Here is an 18,444-nt window from a genome sequence, read left to right as displayed (position 1 = left end):
CAGGCAAGACTGGATAATATCGGGTTCCAGAACATCGGACAGCGATGCAAATTCGGTAAGGCGGTTGATTGACGTGCGTGCTAATGCTTCTGACAGTTCCATAAAAAAATCCGATGGCTTAATGGCTCATCGGATTCTTACATCTACACAGGATCGGTCAACCGATCAGGAAAATATTTCTTAACTGATCGGCATTAGCCTACAGGTAGCGTTTTTGTTTTATGCTATAGCAAATAGTTTTGCGGGAGCTAACGATGCGAAATAGTATTTTTTGCCTGGTCATAGTGATGCTGATTGGCTGTGGTAGCAGTAGCGAAGAAGGTAGTAGCCAAACTGCTCTGTGTCAGCGACCCGAATTAAACGCGAAGATTTTTTGCGCGCTGCAGCAGGACTATTTATGGTACAAGGACTTGCCGGCTACCATTAATCCGGCAGATTACAACACACCTCAAGCTTTACTTGATGCAGTCGCTGCACCGCAAGATCGTTATAGTTTTGCTATAACGCAAGAAGAATACGAAGACCGTTACATTAATGCGACTTATTTTGGCTATGGTTTTTCAACAGTACGAACGGATAATAATACCGCACTGCAAATTGCCTACGTGTTTGATGATGGTTCTGCGGCACAAAGTGGCTTGCGCCGTGGTGATAAAATTATTGAAATTGAAGGGGTAAGTGTTGCTAGTTGGCTAAGTCAACTTGATGCCGGCACTGTAACCTCCGATGATATTTATGGTCCTAACCAGGATGGCGTTGTACGCAATTTTGTTTGGACAAAGCCTGATACTAGTGAAATGTCGGCTGATTTAATCAAACGTCAGGTAACAACGAATACTGTGTTGCACCGCTCTGTTGCCATGCAAGGTGATAAACGCGTTGGTTATCTGGTGTTTAACAGCTTTATTGAGTTGTCAGAAATCGAGCTGGAACAAGCGTTTGCTTACTTTGGACAACAAAATATTGATGAGCTGGTATTAGACTTGCGTTATAACGGCGGTGGTTTGATCCGCGTAGCTAATCAGCTAAGTACGCAAATTGCCCGTAATGCTGTGCAAGGGCAGGTTTTTGTCAAGTATCAGTACAATGACAAAAATAGCGGAAAAAATAGCAGCACTATTTTCTCAACAGGTGCAGGGCGCACAGTGCTGAATTTAGACAGGCTATTTGTGTTGACGTCACCAAGTAGTTGTTCTGCCAGTGAGCTCGTCATTAATGCATTAGCACCGTTTGTCGATGTAGTACAAATTGGTGAGACAACGTGCGGTAAACCCGTTGGCATGCAACCTGATATAATTGGCGACCATGTGTTGTTTGCCATTAATTTTCAGACCGTGAATGCACAGAACCAAGGAGACTACTTTGACGGCTTACAGCCAGAATGCCCTGTAACGAACAACATTACAGGTGACTGGGGTGTAACAACAGATCCTCTGTATGCGAAGGCGTTAGGGTATATTGATGGAAATGGCTGCAATGAAGCCTCAGTAAGTGCGGCCGCTATGTCAATACGTACGCCAAAAGTAAAACCCATGCTTAGATCACCTTGGGCCATGAACAATGAGCAATAACCGGCGCGAAAATTGCTTATTTATAGCAATAAACGGCCGATAAGGTTATAGCTGACAATTTTCAGGCGTATATTATGATTAAACCGTTAAAATGGCTTCTGGTTGCAACATTACTGCAGTGTATTGGTGTTCAGGCGCAAGAACTTGAAGCCATACAGTTGTACTCTCAGGATGAGCTTGTCATGCTTATCCGTGAGAACACGCATTTGCAACGGGTAAAGGCCGACGACTGTCAGCTGGTGCTGGATATTGAAGCTCGGGCAGATATCATGCAGCTGCCGGTTTATCAGTTTTTGTACGGTGATATGTTAGCTTACGGTGTTTGTGTGCCTCGCAACATTGAGCGCGGCTGGGATTTAATGTTGCAGTCGGCATCTCAAGGTTTACCGGAGGGGCTGGAACAGGTTGGACGCTACTACCACATTGGGCGTTTTGTTCAACCAGATATCGATAATGCTATAGTTTATTTACGGGAAGCCTCTGCGTTAGGTAATTTAAAAGCGCAATTACGCCTGGCTCAAATATTAGTTAATGGCGATGGCAGTCCACAAGATTTTGAACAAAGTTATCGCTGGTTACACCATGCTGTAACAGCTGATACCAATGTGCATCAGCAAATAACCCGCTTACTCGCCCAGTTAGCAAAGAAAATGCCTGCGCGGGTGGTAGCAAACGCGAAACGGCCAGTAAAATGAAGTTCATACTCATACTGCCGTTTAGCTGTTACACTTAACATAATTTAGGAAACAAAAGACAACTTAATGACGGTAAATGATCCGCATCTTGCGCGTGAGCAGGAAAAATATGACAACCCCATCCCTAGTCGTGAATTTATTCTCGAGCACATCGAAAAACGCCAAAGCCCCGCTTACTTTGAAGAATTAGTTGCAGAGCTTGGTTTAACTGATGATGACGCTATTTTTGCGTTGAAAAAACGACTGCGTGCTATGGAGCGTGATGGTCAGTTAATTTATACCAAAAACCGCCGATACGGCTTGGTCGACAACATGGACCTGGTAAAAGGTACTGTATTGGGCCATCGCGAAGGTTTTGGTTTTTTAAAGCTGGAGCAGGGCGGGCCTGACTGGTTTATCCCTAATTTTGAAATGCAGCGCTTGTTGCATGGCGATAAGGTATTGGCAACCGCACAAAGCGTAAACAGTAAAGACAAAATTGAAGCTCGTGTAGTACGTGTGTTAGAGCCACGTAGCGAGCCAATAGTCGGGCGTTATTACAAAGATTTCGCCTTAGGCGTAGTGGTGCCGGATGACCCGCGTATAACGCAGGATATTGTTATCCCCGATGGTGAACAAGGTGCAGCACGTCACGGCCAGGTTGTACTGGTTGAGATAACACAGCGTCCGTCTAAGCGGGTTAATGGCGTAGGCAAGGTTATTGAAGTGTTGGGTGAGCATATGGCGCCCGGTATGGAAATTGAAATTGCGATTCGCAACCATCAAATTCCGCATGAGTTCTCTGATGCAGTATTAAAACAAGTTGCCAAATACGGCGAAGAAGTACCTGCAGAAGCCAAGCAAGGCCGTGTTGATTTAACCCAATTAGGGTTAATTACTATTGATGGCGAAGACGCGCGTGACTTTGATGATGCGGTATACGCAGAAGCCAAAGACAACGGTGGCTGGCGTTTATGGGTCGCTATTGCGGATGTGAGCGCTTATGTCTTGCCAGAAACGGCACTGGACAAAAGTGCCCTGGAACGCGGTAATTCGGTGTATTTTCCTGACCATGTAGTACCGATGTTACCTGAAGCCTTATCCAATGGTTTGTGCTCGTTAAATCCCCATACCGATCGCTTATGTTTAGTGGCTGATATGCACATTAACGCGAATGGTAAACTGGATAGTTACCAGTTTTATGAAGCGGTAATGCATTCCAGTGCGCGTTTAACCTATAACAAGGTGCATAAAATTCTGCAGGGCGACCCTGAATTACGCCAGCAATATGCGGCTAACCTCACTAACATTGAAACGCTAAATAGTCTGTATCACAAATTGGCTAAGGTGCGTGGTCAGCGCGGTGCAATAGAATTTGAAACGGTAGAAACGCGGTTTGTGTTTAACAGTCACCGTAAAATAGAGCAAATTGTACCCGTGCACCGGGTCGAGTCACATAAGATCATTGAAGAATGTATGATCATGGCTAACGTAGCCGCCGCGCGCTTTATCGAAAAGCACGAAGCCCATACCTTGTTTCGCGTTCACGAGCGGCCGGATGGTGATCGTTTTGATAATTTCCGCCGCTTTTTGGCCGAGCTGGGTATCGAAGCAAATATCTCTGCTGAGCCAACACCACTTGAGTTAACGCAAACGCTGGCAAAAATTGGTGACCGGCCGGACCGGGAGCTCATTGAAACCACCATGTTACGTTCAATGAAGCAGGCGGTGTATCAGGGCGACAACCAAGGCCACTTTGGTTTGGCGCTGGAAGCTTATGCGCATTTTACCTCGCCTATCCGGCGTTACCCTGATTTGGTATTACACCGGGGTATTAAAGCTTTACTGGCGAAGCAAAACCAACAGGTAACCGGCGCACGCGCTTACACCGAGGCTGAAATTACGCCTTTAGGTGAACAATGTTCAATGACCGAGCGCCGTGCCGATGACGCTACCCGTGAAGTGGCAGACTGGCTTAAATGCGAGTATATGCAAGATCACTTAGGTACAGAGTTTGACGGCGTGGTATCTACCGTTACCAGCTTTGGTTTGTTTGTGCGTTTAACTGAGCTTTATATCGAAGGCCTGGTGCATGTCACCTCGTTGCAAAACGATTACTACCACTTTGATGCCGAGCGTCATACGCTCACGGGCGAGCATGGTAAAATCACCTATCGTATGGGCGATTTACTTAAAGTCAAAGTGGCAGCGGTAAATCTGGAAGCACGCAAAATTGATTTAGTTTTAGTGGGCGAGCCAAGACGGATTGTTAGCAAAGAGCAAATCAAGGCGTCTAAGCAAGGTGCTGCCAAAGGTGGTAAACGTGCGACCGGTAAAGCGGCAAGCGCACCGGCCAAAGGCGGCGAAGCCAAACCTAAAGGCGCACGCAATATTACCGCACGGAAAAAGCCACGGCGTAAAGCTAAGTAGATAGCTTTTCTAAATGAGAATCGGCTTGCCCTAAGCCAACCGTTGAAGGCATGGATGCCTGAGTCGAGCCTATAGGGACATATTCACGGCGTGTTGGCGTGGGCAAACCGGTTCGTTAATACAATAAATTCAGGTAAACTGCCGGCCTTTTTTACGTGTCGGCATTAAGGGTTAACAATGAACGCAGATCTGGTCTTTGGTATTCATGCGGTAGGCGCATTACTGCAACGTGCACCGCAAGATGTGCTGGAAATGTTCGTGATGAAAGATCGCGACGATAAACGCATGCAGCCGTTAATCCAGCAAGCCCGTCAGGGTGGTATATCGGTTCAGTTTTGTAACAGAAAAACGCTGGACGATATGGTCGGCGGCCAGCATCAGGGTATTATTGCCAAAGCCCGTTTACAAAGCAGCGGCAGCGAAGCCGATTTAGCTGCTATTGTTGCGCAGCATGATAAACCCTTTATTCTGGTTCTTGATGGCGTTACCGACCCGCATAATTTAGGCGCTATTTTACGTAGTGCCGATGCCGCCGGTGTGCATGCTGTGGTGTCGCCAAAAGACCGTTCAGTAAAGTTAACGTCAGTAGTGCGTAAAGTGGCCTGTGGCGCAGCAGAGAGCGTACCCTTCATTACCATCACCAACTTAGCCCGTACTTTGCGCGAATTGCAGGATGCTGGTTTATGGGTGGTGGGTACTGCCGGTGAAACTGAAACGACGATTTATCAGGCTGATTTTAAAGGCCCGTTGGCGATAGTGCTGGGTGCTGAAGGTGAAGGCCTGCGCCGGTTAACCCGCGAAACCTGTGACAGCCTGGTAAAAATTCCGATGTTTGGCACCGTATCCAGCCTTAATGTATCGGTAGCAGCCGGCATTTGCTTGTTCGAAGCAGTGCGCCAGCGTAGTTAACTGAAATATCTGCTTGTTATTTGCCCGCTAAGTCCGTAAAATACGCGACCTTCGGCCATACACCAACGTTCCTTGCCTCCATGAGAACCCCGGCCGAGTTCCCCCGAGGCTTACTAACCGTAAGGAGCTACAATGCGTCATTACGAAATCGTTTTTATGGTTCACCCTGATCAGAGTGAACAAGTACCTGGCATGATCGAGCGCTACACTGGCGCGATCAAAGAAGCGGGTGGTTCTATTCACCGTCTGGAAGACTGGGGCCGTCGTCAACTGGCTTACCCAATCCAGAAGCTGCATAAAGCTCACTATGTTCTGATGAACGTAGAAGCACCACAAACTGTGATTGATGAGCTGGAAACTAACTTCCGCTACAACGACGCCGTTTTACGTAACCTGATTATGCGCACTGACAGTGCCGTAGTTGAGCCATCACCAATGGCAAAGGTACGTGATGAACGTCGTGAGCGTGCTCCTCGCGAACATGAAGAGCAAGTAGCAAACGAAGAGTAAGTTGTTGTTAATGGACAATTGCACCGTACTGGTTGGCAGTATCTGCCGTCAACCTGAACATAGCGAGAGTCCGGCGGGAATACCGCATACGGTTCTGGTGTTAGAACACCGCAGTAATCAGATGGAAGCCGGCTTAAACCGCCAAGCCTACGTCAGAATTCAGGTAGTACTAACCGGAGCCGCACTAACACAACATACCCGACAGTTAACGTTGGGCAACATGGTAAAGGTGACTGGTTTTTTAAACCGCCACCAAAGCCGCAGGGGACAAGCTAAGCTGGTGCTGCATGCGCAACAAATTGAACATATAAGTTAGGAGACAGGCAAATGTCACGTTTTTTCCGTCGCCGTAAATTCTGCCGTTTTTCTGCAGAAGGCACTGTAGAGATTGATTACAAAGATACCGCTGTTCTGAAAAACTACGTTACAGAAAGCGGCAAGATCGTACCTAGCCGTATTACTGGTACCAGCGCTAAGTATCAGCGCCAACTGGCTCGTGCTATCAAGCGCGCACGCTACCTGGCTCTGTTACCGTACAGCGACTCACACAGTTAATACAGAAGGGGTATAAGTAATGCAAATTATTCTGTTAGACAAAGTCGCTAACCTTGGTGGTTTAGGTGACAATGTAGCTGTTAAGTCTGGCTATGCACGTAACTTCTTATTCCCACAGGGTAAAGCAGTTCCGGCAACCAAGGCTAACATCGAAAAATTCGAAGCACGTCGCGCTGAATTAGAAGCTAAATTAGCATCTGACTTAGCTGCTTCAAATGATCGTGCTGCCAAACTTGCTGCGCTGGGTGAAGTGACTATCGCTTCTAAAGCCGGTGACGAAGGTAAACTGTTCGGTTCAGTTGGCACCCGTGATATCGCTGATGCGATCACTGAAGCTGGCGTTAAGGTATCTAAAGCAGAAGTTAAACTGCCTACAGGTACTTTACGTGAAACTGGCGAATACGATATCGACGTTCAGTTACACGCTGAAGTTACTGCAACGGTTAAAGTTGTTGTAATCGCAGAAGCTTAATTGCTTAAAAGCACACTGCGCTTGCGGTGTGCTTTTTCTCTTGTTTGTTTTCTCTTGTTTGTTTTCTCTTCTTTCTTTTCTCGTATTTTTGCCTCCATATAAAAATTTCTCTGACATCGCTTTGTGATCTGCTTGTGGCAGGTTAGCATTATGCTGTTTTCGCTAACAGATACCGGTGATATGAGCAGTACTAAAGATAAGCAAGTTGCCGCGGTAAAAATGCCGCCCCATTCGATAGAGGCCGAACAGTCAGTACTTGGCGGTTTAATGCTGGATAACGATGCCTGGGACCGTGTAGCTGAAAAAGTGGTTGAGCAAGACTTTTATCTGCGCGCGCATCGGTTTATTTTCGCCGCCATGTCACGATTGGCCGAGGCTACCCAGCCTATAGATATTATTACCGTATCAGAAGATTTAGAAGCCAACCTTAAACTGGATGATGTCGGTGGTTTTGCCTATTTAGGCGAAATTGCCAAAAATACCCCCAGCGCAGCGAATATTCTGGCCTATGCCGAAATCGTGCGTGAGCGCGCTGTTGTGCGCGATATGATTTCTGTGGCGCATGATATTGCTGATGCCGGTTACGACACGCAGGGGCGCAGCTCGGCTGAGTTGCTGGACTTTGCCGAGACTAAAGTATTTAAAATTGCCGAACAGCGCACCAATGCCAATGAAGGGCCAGAGCCAATCAATAGCATATTGGCAAAAACCATTGAAAAAATTGATGAGCTGTTTCGCTCGCCGTATGACGGCGTTACCGGGGTGTCTACCGGCTATGTCGATTTAGATAAAATGACCAACGGCATGCAGCCGTCTGACTTAATCATTGTTGCGGCCCGGCCGTCGATGGGTAAAACCACCTTTGCGATGAACTTGTGTGAACACGCCGCTATTACCAGTGACAAGCCAGTGCTTATCTTCAGCTTAGAGATGCCCTCAGAACAAATTATGATGCGTATGCTGGCTTCCCTTGGCCGTATTGACCAAACTAAGGTGCGTACCGGCCAGCTGGAAGATGAAGATTGGGCGCGGCTGTCTTCTGCAATAGAGCTTTTGAACACCAAAGGAAAAATGTATATCGACGATGGCTCTGGGTTAACACCCACCGAAGTACGCTCACGGGCGCGCCGGGTGGCACGTGAACACGGCGGCTTAAGCATGATCATGGTCGACTACTTACAGTTAATGACTGTGCCGGGTATGAGCGAAAACCGTACCTTGGAAATTGCCGAAATTTCACGTTCACTCAAAGCCCTGGCGAAAGAATTAAAAGTACCGGTGGTCGCATTGTCGCAGCTAAACCGTTCACTGGAGCAGCGCGCTGATAAACGGCCGGTAAACTCTGACTTACGTGAGTCCGGCTCTATCGAGCAGGATGCCGACTTAATTATGTTTATCTACCGCGACGAAGTGTACAACGACGATAGCCCGGATAAAGGTACGGCTGAGGTCATCATTGGTAAACAGCGGAACGGCCCGATAGGCCGGGTGCGGTTAACCTTCCACGGCCGTTATTCGCGTTTTGATAACTACGCCGGTAGCGCGCGGTTTGAGGACGACTAATGCTAAGCCGTCGGCCACAGGCTACGATAGACTTAGCGGCGCTTGAGTATAACTTTGCCCGCGTAAAGCAGCTGGCGCCAAACAGTAAGGTGCTGGCTGTACTTAAAGCCAATGCCTATGGCCATGGCATGCTGATGGTCGCGCAGGCGTTACATCAGGCCGACGCGCTGGGTGTAGCAAGGTTGGATGAGGCTTTAGCATTACGTGCTGGTGGCATTGCTAAGCCTATAGTGCTGCTGGAAGGCTTTTTTCATGCTGACGAGCTGGCACAAATTGTTGCTTCTAATCTGCAACTGGTAATACACCATCGCGATCAGGCTGAAGCCTTGTTGGCGGCGCAACTGGATGCGCCGGTGCGGGTGTGGTTAAAAATTGATACCGGCATGCACCGGCTGGGCATTTATCCGCACGAATTTAACGAGTTGCATCAACGTTTAAGCCAAAGCAGTAATGTGCAGGGGCCGCTTAGATTAATGAGCCATTTTGCCAGCTCAGATGAGCCGGATAAGCCTGCTACCGCTAATCAACTGACGTTATTTCAGCACATTACCCAAGGCAATGCCGGTGAGCATTCTTTGGCCAACTCCGGCGCGGTATTAAACTGGCCGCAAAGCCATGGCGATTGGGTACGGCCTGGCTTAATGCTGTACGGCGTATCGCCAATGGCGGAGGCTGTTGGCAAGCAGCATGGGTTAAAACCGGTAATGACGCTCAGCAGCAGTGTTATCGCTGTGCGTGAGGTAAGCGCCGGTGATGCGGTTGGTTACGGTGGCAGCTGGATAGCTGCGCACAACAGCCGTTTAGCGGTGGTGGCGATGGGTTATGGTGATGGCTACCCGCGCGGTGCCGGTAATAATGCTGATGTGCTGATTAACGGCAAATGCCATCCTATCGTTGGGCGGGTATCTATGGATATGATTACGGTAGATATTGGTACTGCTCCAGTCGCAGTTGGCGATAAGGTGGTTCTTTGGGGAGCAGATTTACCCGTAGAAGAGCTGGCGCGGCGGGTAGATACCATTCCTTACGAGTTACTTTGCAATATTACCAGCCGCGTACAGTTTAGCTATATCCGTCATACTTGAAGCTGCAGCTTTGTTGACGGCGCTCTCTCGCTGGAACGCCAGCCCGGCCCAATCACATAGTTTATCTATGCTCTTGGGTACTCGTTCGCTTGTCGCCTCGCTGCAACTTCAATTATTTTGGATATATGAAGCCTTAAATTGTAAAAAAAACGCCGGCATCAGCCGGCATTTTTCTGAGAAATCGTTGCTACTTATCAAAACTAACTTCAATATGCACTTTGCCGAAGTCAGAATCGAAAGGCATCAGAATTTTGGCACCTTCAGACTTGTGCGAAATAGTGTGGTTTTTGCCAGATACCACAACCGGGGTGGCCATGGTAAAGTCGTAGCCTTTTTCGCCTAGTACCCGCTTTGCACCACCGGTAACCATGTTGGTAATTTCACCAACCATGTCAGTCACATCGGCAGTAATACCTTTAGGCCGTTCGCCCAGCATACGAAACATAATTTCTACCGCTAATGACTCTTCAAAGGTAATAGAGAACGAGCCTTTGGTTTGCGGGCTTACCATGCCAATTAAGCCAGACACATCGCCACGGGCGACTTCATCTTTTTTAATCCGGGGCTGCCCAGGAACGATAGTGGTATTAGCCATGGTACTTAACACATTGACCAAAGACGATAAAAACGGATTTATAAACTCAACATTCATGTTTTTGCCTATCAGAATACGGGATAAGGGCTACAGCTTATTAAGATTAGAAAGCTTTTAGTGAATTAACAAGCCAGATCCTTGATATAAATAAGTTTTATTGTACAGCTTTGCAATCTTTACACAAACCATGCGCTTCAATGGTCTGATGCTGAATAACAAAACCCTGCGCTACTGCCTGACGGTTAAATTCTTCCTGCAACAAATCTGAGTGTAACTCAGTTACATTACCACATTTGTCACAGATCAAAAGCTGCGCAGGATGATGTTGGCCAAAATGATGACAGAGCAAAAATGCATTGCTTGATTCAATTTTATGAATAAAGCCTTGTTCGGTTAAAAATTCCAGTGCCCGATATACGGTTGCGGGTTTTGCACCAGGCTCTGTTTGTTTTAGTTGTTCCAATAGTTCATATGCGCCAATACCGCCACTAAGGTTGGCCAGCAAGCGAAATACTTTTTCTCGGATTGCGGTAAAACGGGCGCCATTTTGATCGCAGATGGCGCGTGCTCGATTAACCAGAATTTCCGTCGACATTGTTAGCTCCTGTCAGCAGTTGGGGGCAGTGTAACATATTGAACGATAACTGCCACGCTGTCAGAAGCGGTATAAACCACAACGGTTACAGACGGTTAATTTGGTCTTTTAATTGATAAGATTTGTCGGTCACTATTGACTCAAGTGTTGCTAAACGCTGTTTAATTCGTTCTTGTTCTGTTTTCAGCTCGTCCAGCTCGCGTGAGTCAGCATTGTTTTTGTTGCCGTGATAAATCTTGAAAGCCGACAGTGATATGCCGCCAATGATCGCTAACGCTGCAATTTCAAATAGTCCCATGGTGTTGCCTCCCGTTTTTTATATGAAAGCAAAATGGATGCCAAACAATAAATATATAAATATCATGTTGTTACCTGTTTTTCGCTATTCAGTTTAATTTGCTATTACATAAAAGTTAGTCAATATCACCATAATATAGTGGTAAACTTTGTGTTCTATCTAGCGATTAATTGTAAGCCATTATGACTGACGAACACTGGATGCAGCATGCGATTACGCTAGCAGCAAGAGCAGAACAACAGGGCGAAGTACCGGTAGGTGCGGTTCTGGTAAAGAATGATCACATTCTTGGCGAGGGCTGGAACCAGATGATCAGTTTAAATGACCCGTCAGCTCATGCTGAAATGCAGGCGATTCGTGCCGCTGCTGTTAATGTGGGGAATTATCGTCTGGTTGACTGTAGTTTATATGTAACATTAGAGCCATGCTGTATGTGTGCAGGTGTTATGGTACATAGTCGAATAAAACGACTTATTTTTGGTACCCATGATGCCAAAACCGGTGCTGCCGGTTCCGTACTTAATGTGGTACAACATCATCAGTTTAATCATCAACTAGACATTGTGTCTGGCGTTTTGGCAGCGCAGTGCGCCGAACAATTATCCAGTTTTTTCAAGCGACGAAGAGCGGAGCAAAAAGCGCTTAAACGTGCTCTTCGGCTTGAATAACAAAACCCAGATAATGACGCCGGCGTTGATGTAACTTCTTCACTGCGAGATTACGTTTAATCCGGCGCCGACTAGACGCAACGTCGACTAAGCGCCGACGTTTAGCCTGTAGCTGTGGTTTTTTTCGTTTTAGCATGTCATGTCTCTTAAAACTTAATAAACGCTACTATGGGCACAACAGTGGCAAGTTTCAATATGCATACTAGTTGTTCTCATTCGGCAGTGGTGGCAATATTTCTGTACTGATTTGTTCGCTTAAGCGTTGTTTCTGTTGTTGTAACCGCTGTTCTGCTTGCTGGCGTTCATCGACCCATAGCAAGGTATCGTAGTAGCGACGGATATTTTCGACATAGGTTACCGCTTCGTCACCGCGGGCATAACCATATTTTGTCGTCTGATAAACACTTTTTTGCCGCAGTTGAGGCAAACGCTGTTTAACATCCAGCCATTTGTCCGGGTCTGCACCGTCGCGTTGTGTCAATACTCTGGCATCTTCTACATGGCCCCAGCCAATGTTATAGGATGCTAAAGCAAACCAAAGCCTATCTGGCATGGCAATTCGTTCAGGGATACGGGTAACCAACCGATGCAAATAACGGCTGCCTCCCTGAATGCTCTGCTGAGGATCCAGCCTGCTGGTGACACCCATTTGTTGCGCCGTTGGCAAAGTAAGCATCATCAAACCGCGCACGCCCGTTGGACTTTTAGCCTTAGGGTTCCAGTGCGATTCCTGATAACTGAGTGCCGCCAGCAGGCGCCAATCCAGTTCACCTGCGTACTGCACAAACCAGGGCTTTATGGCTGGAAGGGTTTGCTCAATCGACTCGATATAAGCCAGGGTGTCAACATAATCAAACTGTTGTACATGACCAAAGTATTTATCTTCCAATGCGATAAGTTCACCGCCCTGGTACATAGCGCCAAAAAATTCAATTAATACGGCATACAATGAATCGTCCTGATTATCTGCCAATAACCAGGTAACGGGTAAATTGTCACGAACGGTAAAAGCAATGCTTAAGTTAGGGTAAAAACGCCGGTTGAGAGCCAACTGATTAGAGTCCGTCAGCGTATAGGTAATATTGCCGTCGACTACCTGCTGCAGAATTTCATCGGCGTCTAATGTTGGATGCTGTCGCCAGACAAGTTCAGGGTGTTCCTGAGTAAGTTGTTGCAGGGTTTCAGCATGGCTACTGTCTTTTACCACCACTACACTGTCGGTAAGTTCATTTATCGAGCGCGGCCATGCATTGCCTTGTTTAAACACTAACACTTCGTTTATCCAACGATACGCTGGTGAAGCACGGTATTTGCCCTGGCGCAATTCGGTTAGCGTAAGTCCACCGGCAATAAAATCTACCTGCCCACTATCGAGCTTTTGTAGTAACTCGTCTAAATGATAACTGGGAAATAATTCTAATGTCACACCCAGCTTGTCAGCAAGTGCCTGAGTCAGTTCCAGCTCGAAACCGGTTGGGCCATCAATGCCAACATAGTAACTTGTGGGGCCATGTAGTACACCAACCCTTATGTTATCTCTCTGATATATATTATAAAGCTGGCTTTGCTGTGGTTCGGGGCTACAGCCAATAAGCCAGACTAATACCAGTAGCAAAAAGCCACTTCTACGCATGCAGTTCCACTCGTTACAAGCTTGATTGGGGCTGTTATAGCAAACTTCTTGTTCGACGTCAGTGTTTACTCATACCACTTAGGCAGAAATTTCTTTATAATGGCGCGCCTGTTTTAGGTTCCATCGTCGTTCAACCCACGGGAAAAGAAAACCTATGTTGATCCTGCGTGGTGCACCAGCACTGTCCGATTTCAGAATTCAGAAGTTACTAGACCAATGCGGCCAAAGTGGCTTAACCGTCAGCAATATTTATGCTGAGTTTGTCCATTTTGCAGATATCAGCAGCGCATTGACTGATGCGCAACAGCAAACGCTGGATAAACTGCTCACCTATGGGCCGGCTATTGCAAGCCATGAGCCTCATGGCCAATTAGTATTGGTAACCCCGCGCCCCGGCACTATTTCGCCCTGGTCATCAAAGGCAACCGACATTGCCCGCAACTGTGGTTTAGCCAAGGTATCGCGCTTAGAGCGTGGTATTGCTTACTACGTTGAAGCGGCAACAGCACTGAATGCTGCTCAGTTAGCGCAGGTTGCAGCCTTACTGCACGACCGTATGATGGAAGTGGTGTTTAACGACTTCCAACAGGCGACAGCACTGTTTGCCAAAGCGGCACCAGCACCGGTAAGTTCAGTAGACATTATCAACGGTGGCAAAGCGGCCTTGGCAAAGGCCAATACCGAAATGGGCCTGGCACTGGCCGATGATGAAATTGATTACCTGTACGACAACTTCACAGCACTTGGCCGCAACCCGAACGACATTGAGTTGTATATGTTCGCCCAGGCGAACTCGGAACATTGCCGCCACAAAATTTTTAACGCCGATTGGACTATCGATGGCGTAGAACAGCCTAAATCGCTGTTTAAAATGATTAAAAATACCTTCGAACAAACACCGGACTACGTGTTGTCTGCCTATAAAGACAACGCCGCGGTAATGGAAGGTTCAACGGCAGGGCGTTTCTTTGCCCAGCCTGGCAACAATACTTACCAGTATCACCATGAAGAAATCCATGTGTTGATGAAGGTAGAAACTCATAACCACCCAACGGCAATTTCACCTTACCCAGGCGCGGCAACCGGTTCAGGCGGTGAAATTCGTGACGAAGGCGCCACCGGTGTAGGCTCTAAGCCCAAAGCTGGTTTAGTCGGTTTTTCTGTGTCTAACCTGCGTATTCCAGGTTTCGAACAGCCCTGGGAAACGGACTTTGGCAAGCCAGAGCGTATCGTGTCGGCATTAGACATTATGCTGGAAGGCCCATTAGGTGGCGCAGCGTTTAACAACGAATTTGGTCGCCCGGCCATTAACGGTTACTTCCGTACTTACGAAGAAAAAGTACCCAGCCACAATGGCGAAGAAGTGCGGGGCTACCACAAGCCGATAATGTTGGCCGGTGGTTTAGGTAATATTCGCGCAGAGCATGTGCAAAAAGGTGATTTACCGGTTGGTGCCAAGTTAGTGGTATTGGGCGGCCCGGCAATGAACATTGGCTTGGGCGGCGGTGCGGCATCGTCAATGGCGTCAGGCCAGTCGGCAGAAGATTTAGACTTTGCATCAGTACAGCGCGAGAACCCGGAAATTGAACGCCGTTGTCAGGAGGTTATCGACCGCTGCTGGCAGCTGGGTGATGACAACCCTATCGTATTTATCCACGACGTAGGTGCCGGTGGTTTATCTAACGCCTTTCCGGAGCTGGTAAACGACGGCGGCGTTGGCGGTAAGTTTGAACTGCGCAATGTGCCAAACGACGAACCGGGCATGTCACCGCTGCAAATTTGGTGTAATGAGTCGCAAGAGCGCTACGTTATGGCCATTCCGGCAGACAAAATGCCGGTGTTTGAGCAAATATGTAAACGTGAGCGTGCACCGTTCGCGGTTGTTGGCGAAGCCACAGCAGAGCAGCATTTAACCCTTACTGACACTCATTTTGGCAGTACACCCATAGATTTACCGCTTAACGTCTTGCTGGGCAAGGCGCCGAAAATGCACCGCGATGTACAAAGCGTACAAACCGCAGGCAAAGCATTGGATTTAACCGGCGTTACGGTAAAAGATGCGGCAGAGCGTTTGTTACGTTTACCAGCCATTGCCGAAAAAACCTTCCTGGTTACCATTGGTGATCGCAGCGTTACCGGTTTAGTGGCGCGCGATCAAATGGTTGGCCCGTGGCAGGTTCCTGTGGCGAACTGTGGTGTTACCGCCGCCAGCTACGATACGTATCATGGCGAAGCTATGGCAATGGGCGAACGCACACCCGTTGCACTGCTAGACTTTGCCGCCTCAGCCCGTTTAGCAGTGGCCGAAGCCATTACTAACATTGCGGCTACCGACATTGGTGATTTAAAGCGCGTTAAGTTATCGGCTAACTGGATGGCTGCTGCCGGACACCCGGGTGAAGATGCCGGTTTGTACGCCGCGGTTAAAGCCATTGGCGAAGAACTTTGCCCTGCGCTGGAAGTCACTATTCCGGTAGGCAAAGACTCGATGTCAATGAAAACCAAATGGCAGCAAAACGGTGAAGACAAAGCAGTAACCTCGCCGTTGTCGCTGGTGATCACCGCCTTTGCCCGCATTGAAGATATTCGTAAAACGGTAACACCGCAGTTGCGCACCGACAAAGGCGATACCAGCCTGATACTTATTGATTTAGGCCAGGGCCAGAACCGTTTAGGCGCATCCTGTTTAGCGCAGGTGTATAAGCAACTGGGCCAGACGCCGGTCGATTTAGACAGCCCTGAACTGCTAATTAATTTCTTCCATTCTGTGCAGCAACTTACGCGTGAGCAGAAGCTACTAGCGTATCATGACCGCTCAGACGGCGGTTTGTTTGTTACCCTGGCTGAAATGGCTTTCGCCGGTAAAGCCGGTGTGCGCGCCGATGTTAGTGCGCTGGGTAACGACGATATGGCGGTACTGTTCTCGGAAGAGCCAGGCGCGGTTATTCAGGTAAGCAACAGCGAGCTTCAGTACGTTAAGCAGGTGCTGGCGCAGCACCAGTTGGGTAATTGCAGCCATGTTATTGGTAGCGTAAGTAACAACGACGAGCTGGTATTTAGCCGTGGCGACAAGGTTATTTTAAGCGACAGCCGTACTCGCTTACGTTGCATCTGGGCAGAAACAACCTATCAAATGCAGGCACTGCGTGATAACCCTGAAGGCGCCAAACAAGAATTTTCCGCCAAAGCCGATGCTGCCGATCCGGGTTTAAATGTAAAACTCAGCTTCGATGTTAACGAAGATGTCGCAGCGCCTTATATCTTAAAAGGCGCCGCACCCAAAGTTGCCATACTGCGCGAGCAGGGCGTTAACTCGCACGTGGAAATGGCCGCTGCCTTTAACCGTGCGGGCTTTACTGCCGTTGACGTGCATATGAGCGACATTTTAGCTGGCCGAGCCAAGCTTAGCGATTTTAACGGCTTGGTTGCCTGTGGCGGCTTCTCTTACGGTGACGTATTAGGCGCCGGTGAAGGCTGGGCAAAATCAGTATTGTTTAATGATATGGCCCGTAAGCAGTTTGCCGAATTTTTCGAGCGTAACAGCACCTTCTCACTAGGTGTGTGTAATGGCTGTCAGATGATGTCAAACTTAAAGAGCCTGATCCCGGGCGCAGATTTGTGGCCACACTTTGTGCGCAATAAGTCTGAGCGTTTTGAAGCGCGCTTTAGTTTGGTTGAAATTCAGCAAAGCCCGTCATTGTTCTTTAATGGTATGGCCGGTTCACGTATGCCAATTGCCGTATCGCACGGTGAAGGCCATGCTGAATTTGCCTCTGGCGAAGCATTCGCTAAAGCCAACCACAGCGGCACCGTAGCCATGCGTTTTGTTGATCACTACGGTAAAGTTACTGAGCAATACCCGCAAAACCCGAACGGTTCAGCTGCCGGTATTACGGCACTTACCACAACGGATGGGCGTGTCAGCATTATGATGCCACACCCAGAACGGGTATTCCGCGCAGTAGCTAACTCATGGCAGCCAGACGGCTGGCAAGAAGACAGCCCGTGGATGCGTATGTTCCGCAACGCCCGCGTCTGGTTAGGCTAACGCCAACTTAACGAAATAAAAAACCTGCTACGGCAGGTTTTTTTATGCCGTTTTCATATCGACACACTGATAAAAGTGGCTGCAGTATCCTCCTCTGCGTCATTAAAACGATGAAAAGCCACATATCGTAATTAATATATGTATATATAAACAGTTATAGTAAATATGGTGTAAATTTGTGGATCGCGAGCTTAAAACCCGCTTTCACGCATAGCTACAGCAGCACGCTCTAAATATGTAGTTGATTTAGTGAAAAATGTTGGCTAATTTAGCGAAATGTAAAATCATGATAGAAGGGAAAATCCCGCGATTGATAGAAGGGGTTTTCCAAACTAATAATTTGTTAGGCATACATATGATTCGAGCTGCTGTTTTCTTATTAGCGTTGCTGATTAGTTCGGCATCATATTCCTGTACTGTCCCAATTTATGGTGAGGAGTACGATGCACTCATTGAGCTAACAGAGACCCAAGAGAGGCATTCCTACCAAATTCGCGTTCCGGCAAGGGTAGACGGTTCTAAGTTGGTTAAAGCATTTCTCGCCTATACCAAGTTGCCCAAAGGTGAATTTATGGTTGGTGAGTTCTTTAGTGAGATCCGCTTGAGGAAAAGTAGCGGGGATTATGTGAGTGCAGTATTTTATGCTCCTGAAAAGGAAGGGTACGCACCATATGTTCAAGTAAGGTGGCCCGGCGAAGTCTGTGCAACAGTCGCTTCTTCAGAATTCCCGCGCAGCGACTGAATGCCTAATAAACAAGGATAGGTCGCGCGCAGCCGCGACTTAATCCTGTTGTTGGACAAGCCCGGTGTTTGAGTTTTCTGCTTATATAGTAGATAT

18 protein-coding genes are annotated in these 18,444 nt (G+C 47.8%); 13 read left to right on the top strand and 5 right to left on the bottom strand.

Going from position 1 to position 18,444, the window contains the following annotated elements; translation table 11 throughout:
* Nucleotides 1-254 precede the first annotated feature (254 nt).
* The 10 genes from H595_RS0117380 (at nt 255) to alr (ending at nt 9,769) form a co-directional block, all read left to right on the top strand.
* Nucleotides 255-1,571, top strand: coding sequence for a S41 family peptidase (locus H595_RS0117380; protein WP_027672337.1), 1,317 nt, complete (start codon nt 255-257; stop codon nt 1,569-1,571).
* Nucleotides 1,572-1,645: 74 nt separating this feature from the next.
* On the top strand, nt 1,646-2,266 hold the full coding sequence (locus H595_RS0117375; protein ID WP_027672336.1) for a tetratricopeptide repeat protein: 621 nt from the start codon (nt 1,646-1,648) through the stop codon (nt 2,264-2,266).
* 66 nt (nt 2,267-2,332) lie between these two features.
* Complete coding sequence (gene rnr / locus H595_RS0117370; RefSeq protein ID WP_027672335.1) at nt 2,333-4,675, top strand: ribonuclease R; 2,343 nt, start codon at nt 2,333-2,335, stop codon at nt 4,673-4,675.
* Between the two features lie 177 nt (nt 4,676-4,852).
* Entirely contained in the window at nt 4,853-5,584 is a 732-nt protein-coding gene (gene rlmB, locus H595_RS0117365; protein ID WP_027672334.1) for a 23S rRNA (guanosine(2251)-2'-O)-methyltransferase RlmB, read from the top strand.
* 132 nt (nt 5,585-5,716) lie between these two features.
* Entirely contained in the window at nt 5,717-6,094 is a 378-nt protein-coding gene (gene rpsF / locus H595_RS0117360) for a 30S ribosomal protein S6 (protein ID WP_027672333.1), read from the top strand.
* 10 nt (nt 6,095-6,104) lie between these two features.
* Nucleotides 6,105-6,410, top strand: coding sequence for a primosomal replication protein N (gene priB / locus H595_RS0117355; protein WP_027672332.1), 306 nt, complete (start codon nt 6,105-6,107; stop codon nt 6,408-6,410).
* An 11-nt stretch (nt 6,411-6,421) separates the two neighbouring features.
* Nucleotides 6,422-6,649 (top strand): 30S ribosomal protein S18, encoded by a 228-nt coding sequence (gene rpsR / locus H595_RS0117350; RefSeq protein WP_008218940.1) that lies wholly within the window; start codon nt 6,422-6,424, stop codon nt 6,647-6,649.
* 19 nt (nt 6,650-6,668) lie between these two features.
* Complete coding sequence (rplI, locus tag H595_RS0117345) at nt 6,669-7,121, top strand: 50S ribosomal protein L9 (RefSeq protein WP_027672331.1); 453 nt, start codon at nt 6,669-6,671, stop codon at nt 7,119-7,121.
* Nucleotides 7,122-7,301: 180 nt separating this feature from the next.
* Entirely contained in the window at nt 7,302-8,684 is a 1,383-nt protein-coding gene (gene dnaB / locus H595_RS0117335; RefSeq protein WP_027672330.1) for a replicative DNA helicase, read from the top strand.
* Nucleotides 8,684-9,769: an alanine racemase gene (gene alr, locus H595_RS0117330; RefSeq protein ID WP_027672329.1), complete on the top strand. Its 1,086-nt coding sequence runs from the start codon at nt 8,684-8,686 to the stop codon at nt 9,767-9,769. Before dnaB ends, alr begins: the two co-directional genes overlap by 1 nt.
* A 187-nt stretch (nt 9,770-9,956) precedes the next feature.
* On the opposite strand, the gene H595_RS0117325 is transcribed toward alr, so the two are convergent.
* From H595_RS0117325 to H595_RS0117315, 3 genes are all read right to left on the bottom strand, one after another.
* Nucleotides 9,957-10,421 (bottom strand): chemotaxis protein CheX, encoded by a 465-nt coding sequence (locus H595_RS0117325; protein WP_027672328.1) that lies wholly within the window; start codon nt 10,419-10,421, stop codon nt 9,957-9,959.
* A 97-nt stretch (nt 10,422-10,518) separates the two neighbouring features.
* Nucleotides 10,519-10,959 carry a transcriptional repressor gene (locus tag H595_RS0117320; RefSeq protein ID WP_027672327.1) on the bottom strand — a complete coding sequence of 147 codons (441 nt, stop codon included), beginning with the start codon at nt 10,957-10,959 and terminating at the stop codon, nt 10,519-10,521.
* An 85-nt stretch (nt 10,960-11,044) separates the two neighbouring features.
* Nucleotides 11,045-11,257 carry a hypothetical protein gene (locus tag H595_RS0117315; protein ID WP_027672326.1) on the bottom strand — a complete coding sequence of 71 codons (213 nt, stop codon included), beginning with the start codon at nt 11,255-11,257 and terminating at the stop codon, nt 11,045-11,047.
* A 182-nt stretch (nt 11,258-11,439) separates the two neighbouring features.
* Between H595_RS0117315 and tadA the strand changes: the two genes are divergently transcribed.
* The gene (gene tadA, locus H595_RS0117310) at nt 11,440-11,925 is read left to right on the top strand and encodes a tRNA adenosine(34) deaminase TadA (RefSeq protein WP_037055180.1); all 486 of its coding nucleotides are present in this window, start codon (nt 11,440-11,442) and stop codon (nt 11,923-11,925) included.
* On the opposite strand, the gene H595_RS24290 is transcribed toward tadA, so the two are convergent.
* Together H595_RS24290 and mltF are read right to left on the bottom strand one after the other, a co-directional pair.
* Complete coding sequence (locus H595_RS24290; RefSeq protein ID WP_169338567.1) at nt 11,900-12,061, bottom strand: hypothetical protein; 162 nt, start codon at nt 12,059-12,061, stop codon at nt 11,900-11,902. The two genes, tadA and H595_RS24290, sit on opposite strands and share 26 nt — an antisense overlap.
* Nucleotides 12,062-12,127: 66 nt before the next feature.
* Entirely contained in the window at nt 12,128-13,558 is a 1,431-nt protein-coding gene (gene mltF / locus H595_RS0117305; protein ID WP_027672324.1) for a membrane-bound lytic murein transglycosylase MltF, read from the bottom strand.
* Between the two features lie 154 nt (nt 13,559-13,712).
* Between mltF and purL the strand changes: the two genes are divergently transcribed.
* Nucleotides 13,713-17,606, top strand: coding sequence for a phosphoribosylformylglycinamidine synthase (gene purL, locus H595_RS0117300; protein ID WP_027672323.1), 3,894 nt, complete (start codon nt 13,713-13,715; stop codon nt 17,604-17,606).
* 286 nt (nt 17,607-17,892) lie between these two features.
* Complete coding sequence (locus tag H595_RS0117295; protein WP_156886012.1) at nt 17,893-18,348, top strand: hypothetical protein; 456 nt, start codon at nt 17,893-17,895, stop codon at nt 18,346-18,348.
* Nucleotides 18,349-18,444: the final 96 nt, after the last annotated feature.

The sequence above is a fragment of the Rheinheimera baltica DSM 14885 genome, from assembly GCF_000425345.1.
Taxonomy (GTDB): Bacteria; Pseudomonadota; Gammaproteobacteria; order Enterobacterales; family Alteromonadaceae; genus Alishewanella; species Alishewanella baltica.
The sequence above is the reverse complement of the archived record's forward strand: the minus strand, read 5'-3'. Positions and strand labels throughout refer to the sequence as shown.

Excerpts from the sequence above, each read along its gene's own strand:
- H595_RS0117380 (WP_027672337.1), top strand. The coding sequence starts at position 255 with ATGCGAAATAGTATTTTTTGCCTGGTCATAGTGATGCTGATTGGCTGT.
- H595_RS0117375 (WP_027672336.1), top strand. The coding sequence starts at position 1,646 with ATGATTAAACCGTTAAAATGGCTTCTGGTTGCAACATTACTGCAGTGT.
- rnr (WP_027672335.1), top strand. The coding sequence starts at position 2,333 with ATGACGGTAAATGATCCGCATCTTGCGCGTGAGCAGGAAAAATATGAC.
- rlmB (WP_027672334.1), top strand. The coding sequence starts at position 4,853 with ATGAACGCAGATCTGGTCTTTGGTATTCATGCGGTAGGCGCATTACTG.
- rpsF (WP_027672333.1), top strand. The coding sequence starts at position 5,717 with ATGCGTCATTACGAAATCGTTTTTATGGTTCACCCTGATCAGAGTGAA.
- priB (WP_027672332.1), top strand. The coding sequence starts at position 6,105 with ATGGACAATTGCACCGTACTGGTTGGCAGTATCTGCCGTCAACCTGAA.
- rpsR (WP_008218940.1), top strand. The coding sequence starts at position 6,422 with ATGTCACGTTTTTTCCGTCGCCGTAAATTCTGCCGTTTTTCTGCAGAA.
- rplI (WP_027672331.1), top strand. The coding sequence starts at position 6,669 with ATGCAAATTATTCTGTTAGACAAAGTCGCTAACCTTGGTGGTTTAGGT.
- dnaB (WP_027672330.1), top strand. The coding sequence starts at position 7,302 with ATGAGCAGTACTAAAGATAAGCAAGTTGCCGCGGTAAAAATGCCGCCC.
- alr (WP_027672329.1), top strand. The coding sequence starts at position 8,684 with ATGCTAAGCCGTCGGCCACAGGCTACGATAGACTTAGCGGCGCTTGAG.
- H595_RS0117325 (WP_027672328.1), bottom strand. The coding sequence starts at position 10,421 with ATGAATGTTGAGTTTATAAATCCGTTTTTATCGTCTTTGGTCAATGTG.
- H595_RS0117320 (WP_027672327.1), bottom strand. The coding sequence starts at position 10,959 with ATGTCGACGGAAATTCTGGTTAATCGAGCACGCGCCATCTGCGATCAA.
- H595_RS0117315 (WP_027672326.1), bottom strand. The coding sequence starts at position 11,257 with ATGGGACTATTTGAAATTGCAGCGTTAGCGATCATTGGCGGCATATCA.
- tadA (WP_037055180.1), top strand. The coding sequence starts at position 11,440 with ATGACTGACGAACACTGGATGCAGCATGCGATTACGCTAGCAGCAAGA.
- H595_RS24290 (WP_169338567.1), bottom strand. The coding sequence starts at position 12,061 with ATGCTAAAACGAAAAAAACCACAGCTACAGGCTAAACGTCGGCGCTTA.
- mltF (WP_027672324.1), bottom strand. The coding sequence starts at position 13,558 with ATGCGTAGAAGTGGCTTTTTGCTACTGGTATTAGTCTGGCTTATTGGC.
- purL (WP_027672323.1), top strand. The coding sequence starts at position 13,713 with ATGTTGATCCTGCGTGGTGCACCAGCACTGTCCGATTTCAGAATTCAG.
- H595_RS0117295 (WP_156886012.1), top strand. The coding sequence starts at position 17,893 with ATGATAGAAGGGAAAATCCCGCGATTGATAGAAGGGGTTTTCCAAACT.